Genomic DNA, 13,092 nt, shown 5'->3' on the forward strand with positions numbered 1-13,092 from the left:
CGGCTACGATGAACGGACAGCCGGCCGCCGGGGCCGTCCGCGCTCACGCAGCCCGGCACGCTACCAACTCCGCGCGTCCGGCTCAAGCATGCGTGCGACCTTGGTCGCAGGCGGCCTGACGCGCGGGCCGACAAGTGCGAAACTGGCGCGAAAGCAAGACCCCCGCCTCACGCCAGCTTCACGCGGGGACATCATCGGAGTTCGCATGTCGCTGTCCATCGGGCTGATCGCCGTGGTCGCCCTGGTCTACATGGCCATCCTGTTCGCCATCGCCTTCTATGGCGACCGTCGCCGCACCCCGCTCTCACCCCGCCTGCGCGCCTGGGTCTACAGCCTCTCCCTGGCAGTGTACTGCACCAGCTGGACCTTCTTCGGCGCGGTCGGCCAGGCCACCGACCAGCTCTGGTCGTTCCTGCCGATCTACCTCGGACCGGTGTTGCTGATGCTGTTCGCGCCCTGGGTGCTGCAGAAGATGATCATGATCAGCAAGCAGGAGAACATCACCTCCATCGCCGACTTCATCGCCGCCCGCTACGGCAAGTCGCAGGCACTGGCGGTGGTGGTGGCGCTGATCTGCATGGTCGGCGTGCTGCCCTACATCGCCCTGCAACTGAAAGGTATCGTCCTCGGGGTGAACCTGCTGATCGGCTCCGGCGCCGACTCCACCGGTACCCGCGCCCAGGACACGGCGCTGATCGTGTCGCTGGTGCTGGCGCTGTTCACCATCGTCTTCGGTACCCGCAGCCTGGATGTCACCGAACACCACCGCGGCATGGTCCTGGCCATCGCCTTCGAGTCGCTGGTCAAGCTCACCGCCTTCCTCGCCGTGGGCATCTTCGTCACCTTCGGCCTCTACGACGGCTTCGCCGATCTCTTCTCCCAGGCCCGCGCCGCGCCGCAGTTGGCCGACTACTGGGAAGAGACCGTGCACTGGCCGGCGATGCTGCTGCAGACCGGCGTGGCGATGACCGCGATCATGTGCCTGCCGCGGCAATTCCACGTCACCGTGGTGGAGAACATCGAGCCGCGCGACCTCAACCTGGCGCGCTGGGTGTTCCCCATCTACCTGGTGCTGGCCGCGTTGTTCGTGGTGCCGATCGCCCTCGCCGGCCAATTGCACCTGCCCGCCGGGGTAATGCCGGACTCCTTCGTCATCAGCCTGCCGCTGGCCGAGGCGCACCCGGCGCTGGCCCTGCTGGCATTCATTGGCGGCGCCTCGGCCGCCACCGGAATGGTCATCGTCGCCAGCGTCGCGCTGTCGACCATGGTCTCCAACGACATGCTCCTGCCGTGGCTGCTGCGACGCCGGGAAAAGGACACCGAACGGCCCTTCGAGGCCTTCCGTCACTGGCTGCTGACCGTACGCCGGGTGAGCATCGCGGTGATCCTGCTGCTCGCCTACGTGGCCTACCGCCTGCTCGGCTCCAGCGCCAGCCTGGCGACCATCGGCCAGATCGCCTTCGCCGCCATCGCCCAGCTCGGCCCGGCGATGATCGGCGCGCTGTACTGGAAACAGGCCAACCGCCGCGGGGTCTTCGCCGGCCTCGCCGCCGGCTCGCTGCTGTGGGCCTATACGCTGGTCCTGCCGGTGGTGGCCAAGGGCCTCGGCTGGCCGCTGGAGCGCATCCCCGGCCTGACCTGGCTGGCAAGCAATCCCTTCGGCCTGCCGATCGAGCCGCTGACCCAGGGCGTGCTGATCTCGCTGGTCGGCAACTTCGCCCTGTTCGGCCTGGTCTCGGTGCTCTCGCGCACCCGCGTGTCCGAGCACTGGCAGGCCAGCCGCTTCATCGGCCAGGAGATCTCCCAGCGGCAGAACTCGCGCTTCATGCTCGCGGTGCAGGTGGAAGACCTGCTGATGCTCGCCGCGCGTTTCGTCGGCGAGGAACGCGCGCGGCAAAGCTTCATCCGCTTCGCCTACCGCCAGGGCAAGGGCTTCACCCCGAACCAGACCGCCAACAACGAGTGGATCGCGCACACCGAGCGCCTGCTCGCCGGGGTCCTCGGCGCGTCCTCGGCGCGGGCGGTGGTGAAGGCCGCCATCGAAGGGCGCGAGATGCAGGTGGAGGACGTGGTGCGGATCGCCGACGAAGCCTCCGAGGTGCTGCAATTCAACCGCGCCCTGCTGCAGGGCGCGATCGAGAACATCACCCAGGGCATCAGCGTGGTCGACCAGTCGCTGCGCCTGGTGGCCTGGAACCACCGCTACCTGGAGCTGTTCGAGTACCCGGACGGGCTGATCTACGTCGGCCGGCCGATCGCCGACATCATCCGCTACAACGCTGATCGCGGCCTGTGCGGGCCCGGCGATCCGGACATGCACGTGGCCAAGCGCCTGTACTGGATGCGCCAGGGCACTCCGCACACCTCCGAGCGGCTGTTCCCCAACGGCCGGGTCATCGAGCTAATCGGCAACCCGATGCCCGGCGGCGGCTTCGTCATGAGCTTCACCGATATCACCGCCTACCGCGAGGCCGAACAGGGCCTCAAGGGCGCCAACGAGTCGCTGGAACAGCGGGTCCAGGAGCGTACCCAGGAACTCTCGCAGTTGAACCAGGAACTCAGCGAGGCGAAGAGCAACGCCGAGGCCGCCAACCAGTCGAAGACCCGCTTCCTCGCCGCCGTCAGCCACGACCTGATGCAGCCGCTGAACGCCGCGCGGCTGTTCTCCGCCGCCCTCGCCCACCAGGACGCGCTGCCCGGCGAGGTCCGCGACCTGGTGCAGCACCTCGACTCGTCGCTGCGTTCCGCCGAGGACCTGATCACCGACCTGCTGGACATCTCGCGCCTGGAAAGCGGCCGGGTCAGCGCCGAACGCAACCCGTTCCCGCTGAACAACCTCTACGATGCCCTCGGCGTCGAGTTCAAGGCGCTGGCCCAGGAACAGGGCCTGCATTTCCGCCTGCGCGGCAGCCAACTGCGGGTGGACAGCGACATCAAGCTGCTGCGGCGCATCCTGCAGAACTTCCTGACCAACGCTTTCCGCTACGCCAAGGGCCACGTGCTGCTCGGCGTGCGCCGCGAGGACGGCTACCTGCGCCTGGAGGTCTGGGACCAGGGGCCGGGCATCCCACCGGACAAGCAGAAAGTCATCTTCGAAGAGTTCAAGCGCCTGGACAGCCACCAGACCCGCGCGGAGAAAGGCCTCGGTCTCGGCCTGGCGATCGCCGACCGGCTCTGCAAGGTCCTCGGCCATCCGCTGGAAGTACGTTCCTGGCCGGGCAAGGGCAGCGTCTTCAGCGTCCGCGTACCGCTGGCACGGCAGGCGCCGCCGGCCCTGGCCAACGGCCACAAGGCCGAACCGGCGCAGGCGCTGAACGGCGCCCAGGTGCTCTGCGTGGACAACGAGGACAGCATCCTCGCCGGCATGAACAGCCTGCTCAGCCGCTGGGGCTGCCAGGTCTGGACCGCGCGCAGCCGCGAGGAATGCGCCACGCTGCTGGACAGCGAGATGCGCCCGCAACTGGCGTTGATCGACTATCACCTCGACGACGGCGAGACCGGTACGCAATTGATGGCCTGGCTGCGCACGCGCCTGGGCGAGCCGGTGCCGGGCGTGGTGATCAGCGCCGACGCGCGGCCGGAACTGGTGGCGGAGATCCACGCCGCCGGCCTCGACTACCTGTCCAAGCCGGTCAAGCCGGCCGCGTTGCGGGCCCTGCTCAGCCGCCATCTGAGCCTGCGCTGAGCGGGCCTCAGTGACGGCGGATCAGCAGCGCACGGATCTGCTGCGCGGTCTCGCCGTCGACTTCCGCGAGCATCCGCACCTTGCCGGCTACCAGCGCCGCCAGCGGCGCTCCGTCTCGATAGAGCAGGCGGTTGCCGGTCACCGCCGGCACCCGTTCGCCGGGTAGCAGGCCGCCGACCAGGTTCAACGGATCGACTGCCGACACCACCAGCATCGCCCCATCCGGCGGTCGCTTGCGCACCTCGCGCAACAGGCCGACCGCTTCCGCCAAGGCGAACTGCTCGCCGGCCAGGCCGGCGATGAAGCGCCCGCCGCGAATCTCGCCGCGCGCTTCCAGGCGATGGTAGACGCGCAGCAACTCGCGCCACGGCGGCAGCCAGTCGGCCTCGCGCTCCAGCAGGCGCCAGGCGACCACCCCATAGCGTCGCAGCAAGGTCCGGGCGACATGTTCGAGAACCTCCGCCGGCAAACGCTGCCCCGCCTCTTCCGCCTTCGCCCGGCGCAGCGGCGCCCAGCGCCCGGCGTCCTGCATGCCGCCCGGCAGGCCGCGCGAGCGGCGCTCCTGGCGGCTGCGCTTGTCCGCCGGCATCAGCAGGGTGCGCAGCCCGGCGAAGCTGTCGGCGTTGACCCGGCCGACCGAGACCAGCTCGCCGAGGGCGTTCTCCAGCTCGCTGCGCAGCAGGTGGGCGTCCTGGCTCAGTTCGTCGAAGAACGATGCACCCTGCTCGCGCAGCACCTCCAGTACCCTGGCCGCGCGCGGCGACAGTTCCGGCTCCGGCGCGTCGCGCTGCAGGACGCTCCAGAGCCCCAGCTCGCGGCGCGGCAGGAGCACGATCGGCGCGCTGCGCAGCGGACCGCCGGCGGCCTTGCTGCGTCCGGCCAGGCGCGCCCAGACGATGCGTCCGGAACGGCACAGCTGGTCCAGCCAATGGCTGGCGTAGTCGGCCACCCGCGCTGCCAGCAGTTCGCTTTCCCAGGCGGCCGCCGCGGCCTGGAAACCTTCCAGTTGCTCGACCACCGTAGCCAGGGACTCCGCTCCCCGGCCACGAGTGCCCGGCGCCAGGCGCTGCCAGTCGAACAGGAAACGCATGAAATCGGCGCGCTCCACCGGCTCGATTTCCCGGCGCAGGCGCTTCACCGTATAGCGATGGATGCGCGCCAGCAGATGGCGTTCGCACCACTCCTCTTCCGTCGCGCCAGGACTGAAGCGGCCACGCAGCACATAGCCTTCGCGCTCCAGGGCTGCCAAGGCGTACTGCTGGTCGGCCAGGCCGATGCCCAGGTCGGCCGCCAACTGCCCGGCCGTGCGTGGCCCGAAGCCACCCAGGCGGGCGCGGGTCAGCTCCACGGTCGCCGCTTCCGCCGAGTCCGGCGGCGGATAGCCGCGAGGCGCCTGGAAAGCGTCGGGCACCTTCGCCGCGGGATGCACCAGGCGCATCGCCGGCAGGCGCTCCGCCGCCAGCCAGAGAGTGCTGCCTGCGCAGTCCAGGCGTCCGGCGCGGCGTTGCTCCGACAGTTGCGCAAGCCATTCCCCCCAGCCCGGATTGGCCTCGGCCTCGCCCGAGGTGAGGAAACCCAGGCTGTTCAGCGCCTCATGCATCTCGTCGGCGTTGCGCGCTTCCGGCCAGGCCTCGCCACGCACCGCCTCGATCGCCTCAAGGTCCAGGGCGCCGAGGTCGTCGGCGGACTCGGGATCGCTCCAGCGGCGATTCTGTACCGCCTGGGTACGCCGCTCCTCCAGCGGCGCATCGTCGAGATAGGCGTAGGGACGCGCGGTGAGTATCTCCGCCGCCAACGCCGAAGGCGCCGGCAGGTCGCGCGCCAGCAAGTCCACCGCGCCGCTCTCCATGTCGCGCAGCAGGGCCAGCCAGCCCTCGCAATCCATCGCCTCGTGCAGGCAGTCGTCAAGGGTCTGCGCCACCAGCGGGTGATCGGGCACCTCGCGCTCGCCGACGATATTCTCCAGGCACGCCACCTGGTCGGGGAACACGCTGGCCAGCAGATCCTCGCTCTTCATCCGCAGCAGTTGCGGCGGCACCTTGCGACCGCCGGCATAGCGCGGCAAACCGAGCGAGGTGGTCAGGTTCCAGCGCCAGCGCACGCCGAACAGCGGCGCGTCGAGCACGGCCTGTACCAACAGGTGCTCGGCGCTCGCCGAATGCAGGTAGCGCCAGACCTCGTCGAGGGGAAAGCTGTGGCTGGTGGACAGCGAGAGGATGATCGCGTCCTCGGTGGCCGCCGCCTGCAGCTCGAAGTTGAAGCTGCGGCAGAAACGCTTGCGCAGCGCCAGGCCCCAGGCGCGGTTGAGGCGGCTGCCGTGGGGACTGTGGATAATCAGTTGCATGCCGCCGGATTCGTCGAAGAAGCGTTCCATCACCAGCCGCCGGCTCCCGGGCAGGCCACCCAGGGCCTGGCGGGCGCGGGCCAGGTACTCGACGATCTGCCGCGCGGCGCCATCGTCCAGCCCGAGGGTGGCGCCGAGCCAGGCGATGGCTGGCTCCAGCCGCTGCCCTTCCGGCAATGCCTGGCCTTCGCCGAGCAGCTCGTCGAGGGTGTCGCGCAGGCGCGCCACGCTGGCCGACAGCTCGTCGCTGCGCCCCGGCGCCTCACCCAGCCAGAACGGAATGTTCGGCGGCTGGCCCTGGGCGTCCTCGACCCGTACCCGTCCCGGCTCGATGCGGATGATCCGGTACGAGGTGTTGCCCAGTTGGAACACGTCGCCGGCCAGGCTCTCCACCGCGAAGTCCTCGTTGACCGTTCCCACCAGCAGGCCCTGCGGCTCCAGCAGCACGCTGTAGTCGCCGGTATCGGGAATGGTCCCGCCCGAGGTCAGCGCGGTCAGCCGCGCGCCACGGCGGCCACGGAGCAGGCCGTTGAGCGCATCGCGATGGAGATAGGCGCCGCGCACGCCGAGGCGTGAGTGGTAGCCCTCGGCAAGCATCCGCAGGACTTCGTCGAAGCGCTCGCGCTCCAGCCCGGCGTAGGGTTCGGCGCGGATCACCAGCCGATAGAGGTCGTCCTCGCGCCACTCCTGGCAGGCCACTTCGGCGACGATCTGCTGCGCCAGCACGTCCAGCGGCTGGCGTGGCAGCACCAGGCTGTCCAGCTCGCCACGGCGCACGCTGTCGAGCAGCGCCGCGCATTCCACCAGGTCGTCGCGGGAGGTCGGGAACAACCGGCCCTTGGGGGTGCCGCCGACACTGTGCCCGGAACGCCCGACCCGTTGCAGGAAGGCGGCGATGGAGCGCGGCGACGACAACTGGCAGACCAACTCGACGTCGCCGATATCGATGCCCAGCTCCAGCGAGGCGGTCGCCACCAGTACCTTCAATTGCCCGGCCTTGAGGCGCTGCTCGGCATCCAGGCGCAGCTCCTTGGCCAGGCTGCCGTGGTGGGCCGCCACCTGGCGGCTGCCGAGGCGTTCGGCGAGGAAGCGGGTGACCCGCTCGGCCATGCGCCGGGTGTTGACGAACACCAGGGTGGTGCGGTGCTCGCCGGCCAGGTGCGCCAGGCGGTCGTAGACCAGCTCCCAGGTGTCGTTGGACATCACCGCTTCCAGCGCCACCGGCGGTACCTCGATGCCCAGGTCGCGGGGGCGCGTATAGCCGATGTCGACGATCCGGCAGGCCGGATCGCGCGGATTGCCGCTGGCGCCGACGAGGAAGCGCGCGACCTTCTCGATCGGTTTCTGCGTGGCGGACAGCCCGATCCGCAGCAGCGGTCGCGGACACAGCGCCTGCAGGCGCTCCAGCGACAGCGCCAGGTGGCTGCCGCGCTTGCTGCCGGCCAGGGCATGGATCTCGTCGACGATCACGCTGCGCACCCCGGCAAGCATCTGCCGGCCCGACTCCGAGCCGAGCAGGATGTACAGCGATTCGGGCGTGGTGACCAGGATGTGCGGCGGGCGCTTGCGCATCGCTCCGCGCTCGACCTGCGGCGTATCGCCGGTGCGCACCGCGCTACGGATATCGACGTCGGGCAGGCCGAGACGCGCCAGTTCCTCGCGGATGCCAGCCAGCGGTTGCTCCAGGTTGATGCGGATGTCGTTGGACAGCGCTTTCAGCGGCGAGACATAGACCACCTGGGTGGCATCCGCCAACTCGCCGCCGGCGGCCAGCCCCTCCACCACCAAGGCATCGATGGCGGCGAGGAAGGCGGTCAGGGTCTTGCCCGAACCGGTGGGCGCGGCGACCAGGGTCGAAAGCCCCTCGCGGATCGCCGGCCAGGCCTCCACCTGGGCCGGCGTGGGCGCGGCGAAGTGGCGTTCGAACCACTGGCGGACGGCGGGATGGAACTCCGCCAGGGGCCGCGGAGCCGGCTCGGCGCGGCGGGCGGAAGAGGATGAAATAGGCATCATGCTCCGCACTATGGTGGCGCCGCGGGCGACTCACAAGCCCCGCCGATCGCCCGTCGGGCGCAGTTTCAGAGCCCGGCGACGAAACGGTCGAAGCGCTCGGCGTGCAGCGCTTCGCTGCCGTTCTCCTCGAGCAGCCGGCGAGCCTCGGCGGCCTTCGGCGTCTCGCCGCCGATCAGGCCGAGCAGGCGCTCGCCGCGCGGCGTGAGGACGAAGTTCTCGCCATTGCCGCCCTGCTCTTCCGGACGCGGCTCGATGAAGCCGCCCTCCAGCAGGATCGCCTCGTAGTCGGCGGCCTTCTGCTTCAACGCATCCATGTCGCCGACCCGCTGCCCGGCCTGGGAGCGTTCCTCGGCCAGGCGTTCGGCATGGGCGCGCGGGGCGAAGTTCTCATGGGCGGACTGCCGGACCTCCAGCAGCAACCGTTCGACCAGATCCCAATCGTGAGTCATGGCATACCTCCTGCGTCATAAGCGACGAGGGTCCTTCGCACCCTCTCTATGCGTGCGACCCGCAACCCGCCGCGAGGGTTCGAATCGGTCGCCGTCCGGCGTTGCGGCTGAACTTTGTCGGCTCGACCGGGCTCCACCGCTCAGGACCACCCCACAGGAGTACGCCATGAAACCGCTTTTCGCCCTCGCCAGCGCCTGCGCCCTGCTGGTCGCCACGCCGGTCTTCGCCTGTTCCGAAGCGGAGGCGGAAAAGATGGGCAAGGAAGTCGCCACCAAGGTCGCCTCGATCACCCAGAAGAACCCGCAACGGGCCAGGGAACTCAACGAGCAGTTGCGCCAGCGCCAGGAAGCCCGCTCGGAACAGAACCGGCCGAGCGATTGCGATGCCTACGCGCAGATGCTCAAGGAACTGGATCAGGAAAAAGGTGACGTACAGCGCAACACTTCGCAGTGATCCGCCGGTTCGGGGTGCGGCGGCCCGGGACGGCGGGGTCCGACGCCCGTGACGGGCGCGCCGCCCACCCCGCCTGAGTCACTGCGACAGGCGCGGGCCGAACAGCACGACGCTGGCACCGACCACGCACAAGGCCACGCCCAGCCAGTCGCTCCATAGCGGCCGCGAGCGCTCGACGAAAGCCAGCCAGAACAGCGACGCGGCGACGTAGATGCCGCCATAGGCGGCATAGGCGCGGCCGGCGTAGCTGGCCTCCACGCGGGTCAGCAGCAAGGCGAACAGGGTCAGGCTGAGCAGGCCGGGCAGCACCCACAGGGCGCTCTTGCCCAGCCGCAGCCAGAGATAGAAGGCGTAGCAGCCGGCGATCTCGCAGAACGCCGCGAGGACGAACCAGAGGTAGTTGATCACCGCCGCCCGCCCTCCCGCTCCCAGGCGCAGCGGACCTGCAGGTCGCTCTCCTGGGGGGTATGGAAGCCACGCTCGGACTCCCAGCGAAAGGTATGGCTGCCGTTCACTTCGGTCTCCAGGTGGACCACCGCGCTGGCCCAGTAGAGGCGCCTGAGCAACGCCTCGAACTGCTCGACCCACAGGCTCCACTCGTATTCGATGGCCTGGTAGCTGGCACCGAAGTGGATGATCTGGGTCTGGTAGAGCCCGGCCCCGGACTGCTCGCAGCGGCTGAACATCTCGCGGCCGAGGAACGGCCAGGCCTCGCCGCCCGGCAGGCTGTCCAGCACGCGGCGGTTGGCGGCACGGCGCATGCGCCGTTCCATCGAATCGCCCGGCCAGTCGCGGATGCAGCCATAGACGATGGATTCAGACTCCACAGGGGTACTCCAGAACAGAACGGACTCGCAGAGGCAGCCTTCTAGCACAGGGCGCGAGGCCGGAAAAGCAAAAAGCCTCGCAAATGAGCGAGGCTTCTTGTGGGGTCCAACGTACTTCGGCAGGCAGGCCGGTGACTCAAGCTACTCGATCGCACCGCCTTGGGCAAGCACTATCTGCGCCGCACCGCAATGGTGCAAAGCCGCGCCCCTGCTGGCCTGCAGCCATTTCCCCTCAGGCCTGGCGCTGACGCTTGGCCTGCATCTTGCCGGCCATCGCGGTCATCTCGTCATAGATCGCCTGGGGGTTCTGCTGCTTGATCCTCCAGGCCATCCGCGCCTGCTCGTGGGGCAGGATCAGGAAACTGCCCTTGGCCACTTCGGCGTGGATGTAGTCGGCGATGTCGGCGGCGCTGATCGGCGAACTCTCCAGCAACTTGCCGACCTGGTGCTTCATCTCGGGGCTCGGGCCGCGGAAAGAGTCCAGCAGGTTGGTCTGGAAGAACGAAGGACAGACCACATGGACGCCGACCTCGACCAGCGCCAGCTCTACCAGCAGGCTTTCCGAAAGCGCCACCACCCCGGCCTTGGCCACGTTGTAGTTGCTCATCGCCGGGCCCTGCATCAACGCCGCCATCGAGGCGATGTTGACGATCTTGCCCTTGCTTCGCTCCAGCAACGGCAGGAAGGCCTTGCAGCCCTTGACCACGCCCATCAGGTTGATCGCGATCTGCCAGTCCCAGTCCTCCAGGGACAACTCGCCGAAGAAGCCGCCGGAGGCCACCCCGGCGTTGTTGACGATGACGTCGATGCCGCCGAACTTCTCCTCGCAGCTCTGCGCCAGCGCGGTCAGTTGACTGTAGTCGCGTACGTCGCAACGCTGGGTAAAGCCATCGCCACCCGCCTCGCGCACCAGTTTCAGGCTTTCCGCCAGGCCGGCCTCGTTGACGTCGGCCAGCGCCAGGCGCCAGCCGTCACGCGCCCAGCGCAGGGCGATTTCGCGCCCCAGCCCGGAGCCGGCACCGGTGATCATCATGCGGTTTTGCATAGGGGGTCCTGCCTTCCTGTTCGTGTGATGAAGGCCAGTGTAACCAAGGGTTTCAGCGCCCTCCGGCTAAATCAGGAAGCTGAATGCCTCGGGCAAACCCGGACATGCCGGGCCGCGCGAGGGGCTCAGGCGAGCAGCAGGACGCAGAGCTTGCCCAGGACCAGGGCGATGCCGCAGGAAACCAGCAGGTAGGAGGCGCCATCGAGACGCCGGCGGTACAACTGGGCGAAGGAACCCACGTGATGCTGCAGGACGAACATTCCCAGTGCCACCAGGATCGCCGGGATCAGGAAGACGAATTGCCAGAAGTGTTCGACCGCCAGCGTCGCTTCGCCGTCGTCCGCGAGCAGCAGGGCGCCCCCCAGCAACTGGCCCAGCAACAGCAGCCCCCCGACGCCAATACAGGCACGTCCCCAGCCGATCATCAGTCCCTCCCAGAGCGTTTCCGAGGGACCAGCATAGCCAGATGCCGCCATGCGATCTGTGCCCTGGGTCAAGCTGGGCGGCCCGCCCGGACATCCACCAGGCAATTTCATGACGCGGGTAACATCCTGCGGAAACGAGCCCCGCCCGCCGGACGGGGCCCGAGCGCCTCAGAACACGTACTGCAGGCGCATCACCAGGCCATCGCCGCTATCGTCGCCGTTGGCATTGCTGATCTTGTCGGTCTTCGCCTTGACGTAGTTGGCGGAAACCTTCACCGCCTCGTTGGCGTACCAGTTGACGCCCAGGGTATGGGTCTTGCCCTTGGCGTCGCCGACCTCGCGGGTGGCGCTGTCGACGACGATGTTGTCATCCTCGACCTTGATCGAGTCGTAGCGGTAGAACAGCTCCCAGGCGCCGATTTCCTTGTTCTCCGGCTTGATGGTGTCGAACTTGGCGCCGTCCAGCTTGTAGAGGCGCGGCTCGCCGGTGAGGGTGTAGGCCAGTTGCGCGTAATAGCCGGAGGCCTTGAGATCCTCGCGGTCGCGCTCGGCCTTGACCGTGCGCCGCAGGTACTCGGCCTGGGCCGAGAAGGCACCCAGCGCCCAGGCGCCTTCCAGGCCCCAGACCGAGTCGTCCTTCCACAGCCCCTCGACTGCCGAACTGCCGCCGAACAGACCGCGGTTGCCATTGCTGCCGGCATCGTTGCCGCCATTGGTGGAGACGCCGCGCATGCCCATGCGCGGGCGGATCCGGGTATCCACCGCGCTGTCCTCCAGGTCGCGATAGGCGTATTGCAGGCCCAGGTGCACCACGTTGCCCGGCTCGTGCAGCGGCGCGAACACGCCGCGCAGGTTGTAGCGCTTGACGCTGTCGCCGTCGGTATCGTTGTTGTTCTCGCTGAACACGCTGCCCGAGAGGAAAGCCATGCCGCCCACCACCGAGCTGGCTTGGATACCGGTACCGACGTTGTCGTTGACCCAGTCGGCGATGTCGTAGGTGAGGTTGCGCTCCAGCGCGGTGACCCATTTGGAGCTGGTGGCCTTTTCCAGGCCGAAGTCGGTGTAGAAGCGGCCGAACTTCAGGTTGACCGGGTTGAAGCCGGTATAGGTGACCGAAGCTTCGTCAAAGTAGCCGGCGCTGTCGTTGCCGACGTTGCGCGACAGGTCGTAGTTGATCTGGTACTTCCAGTCCCGGTAGGCGGTGCCGCCGAACTCCAGGTAGGCGCGGCGGAAGTAGGCGGCATCGGCGGTATTGCCGTTGTTCGTGTAGTAGCCGTCGAAGCGGCCGTAGTCGGCCTGCAGGCGGCCGCCGAGCTTGAAGCTGAATTCCTTGTCGGTGGTGGCGACTTCGAGGCCGCCCTTGGTCTTGATCACGATGTCGGCACCGTCGGTGGTCACGGTCCCGGCCAGGCTCTGCGCGGAAATCGCCAGGCCCAGCAAACTCCAGGCAACACTGCTCCCCACCCCTTTGCACGAGTGTCTGCGAATCATCAGGTAAGTCCCCTGTTCGGATTTCGAATGGTCTTGAGCAGCGCGGAAACGGCCGGTTCTATCGCCGGCCGGCGCTGCTGGAGGGGGATCATCTGGATGGGTTGTGACAGCGAGACTGCAAAGCGCGAAAGCTTTTGTGACAGGCAGCCGGATAGCGCCTGGATGAGGCCGTCGGATAAGGGCGCAAGCCTAGAGGCATCAGGTCCGGGCGACAGATGTAACAGTTTGTTTCATATATTGCGGCAACCTTGCGAAGATTGCATGACTGCAATGAAAACCAAGAGTTTCTGCCGATAACCGTCTGGCTTTCGGATATTCCTGCCAGTACCTGCGGGTAGACCTGTAACGAAAGAAAGACC

The 13,092-nt window shown here is 68.1% G+C and carries 9 protein-coding genes; 2 read left to right on the top strand and 7 right to left on the bottom strand.

Annotation, left to right across the window (positions count from 1 at the left end; translation table 11 throughout):
* The first annotated feature begins 205 nt into the window (after nt 1-205).
* Nucleotides 206-3,685, top strand: coding sequence for a PAS domain-containing hybrid sensor histidine kinase/response regulator (locus JHD77_RS24745; protein WP_003117605.1), 3,480 nt, complete (start codon nt 206-208; stop codon nt 3,683-3,685).
* 7 nt (nt 3,686-3,692) lie between these two features.
* Here the strand turns inward: JHD77_RS24745 and JHD77_RS24750 are convergent, their stop codons facing one another.
* A complete protein-coding gene (locus JHD77_RS24750; RefSeq protein WP_003158328.1) occupies nt 3,693-8,039 on the bottom strand; it encodes a DEAD/DEAH box helicase in 4,347 nt (1,448 codons plus the stop codon).
* A gap of 68 nt (nt 8,040-8,107) precedes the next feature.
* Nucleotides 8,108-8,491: a hypothetical protein gene (locus tag JHD77_RS24755; RefSeq protein WP_003091614.1), complete on the bottom strand. Its 384-nt coding sequence runs from the start codon at nt 8,489-8,491 to the stop codon at nt 8,108-8,110.
* Between the two features lie 166 nt (nt 8,492-8,657).
* Here JHD77_RS24755 and JHD77_RS24760 point away from each other — a divergent pair, with 166 nt between their 5' ends.
* Nucleotides 8,658-8,945: a hypothetical protein gene (locus JHD77_RS24760; RefSeq protein ID WP_003091615.1), complete on the top strand. Its 288-nt coding sequence runs from the start codon at nt 8,658-8,660 to the stop codon at nt 8,943-8,945.
* 78 nt (nt 8,946-9,023) lie between these two features.
* Here the strand turns inward: JHD77_RS24760 and JHD77_RS24765 are convergent, their stop codons facing one another.
* From JHD77_RS24765 to oprP, 5 genes are all read right to left on the bottom strand, one after another.
* Entirely contained in the window at nt 9,024-9,353 is a 330-nt protein-coding gene (locus JHD77_RS24765) for a YnfA family protein (protein WP_003091616.1), read from the bottom strand.
* Complete coding sequence (locus JHD77_RS24770) at nt 9,350-9,772, bottom strand: hypothetical protein (RefSeq protein WP_003091617.1); 423 nt, start codon at nt 9,770-9,772, stop codon at nt 9,350-9,352. Before JHD77_RS24770 ends, JHD77_RS24765 begins: the two co-directional genes overlap by 4 nt.
* A gap of 232 nt (nt 9,773-10,004) precedes the next feature.
* Nucleotides 10,005-10,817, bottom strand: a complete 813-nt coding sequence (locus JHD77_RS24775) for an SDR family oxidoreductase (protein ID WP_003091619.1) — start codon at nt 10,815-10,817, stop codon at nt 10,005-10,007.
* Between the two features lie 125 nt (nt 10,818-10,942).
* The gene (locus tag JHD77_RS24780) at nt 10,943-11,242 is read right to left on the bottom strand and encodes a hypothetical protein (RefSeq protein WP_003091621.1); all 300 of its coding nucleotides are present in this window, start codon (nt 11,240-11,242) and stop codon (nt 10,943-10,945) included.
* Between the two features lie 168 nt (nt 11,243-11,410).
* Nucleotides 11,411-12,733, bottom strand: a complete 1,323-nt coding sequence (gene oprP / locus JHD77_RS24785; protein ID WP_003119678.1) for an outer membrane porin OprP — start codon at nt 12,731-12,733, stop codon at nt 11,411-11,413.
* Between the last annotated feature and the right edge of the window lie 359 nt (nt 12,734-13,092).

This window comes from Pseudomonas sp. P20, from assembly GCF_016463925.1.
In the GTDB taxonomy this organism is placed as follows: Bacteria; Pseudomonadota; Gammaproteobacteria; order Pseudomonadales; family Pseudomonadaceae; genus Pseudomonas; species Pseudomonas aeruginosa.

Coding starts and splice junctions, on each gene's coding strand:
- JHD77_RS24760 (WP_003091615.1), top strand. CDS start 8,658: ATGAAACCGCTTTTCGCCCTCGCCAGCGCCTGCGCCCTGCTGGTCGCC.
- JHD77_RS24750 (WP_003158328.1), bottom strand. CDS start 8,039: ATGCCTATTTCATCCTCTTCCGCCCGCCGCGCCGAGCCGGCTCCGCGG.
- JHD77_RS24775 (WP_003091619.1), bottom strand. CDS start 10,817: ATGCAAAACCGCATGATGATCACCGGTGCCGGCTCCGGGCTGGGGCGC.
- oprP (WP_003119678.1), bottom strand. CDS start 12,733: ATGATTCGCAGACACTCGTGCAAAGGGGTGGGGAGCAGTGTTGCCTGG.
- JHD77_RS24755 (WP_003091614.1), bottom strand. CDS start 8,491: ATGACTCACGATTGGGATCTGGTCGAACGGTTGCTGCTGGAGGTCCGG.
- JHD77_RS24745 (WP_003117605.1), top strand. CDS start 206: ATGTCGCTGTCCATCGGGCTGATCGCCGTGGTCGCCCTGGTCTACATG.
- JHD77_RS24780 (WP_003091621.1), bottom strand. CDS start 11,242: ATGATCGGCTGGGGACGTGCCTGTATTGGCGTCGGGGGGCTGCTGTTG.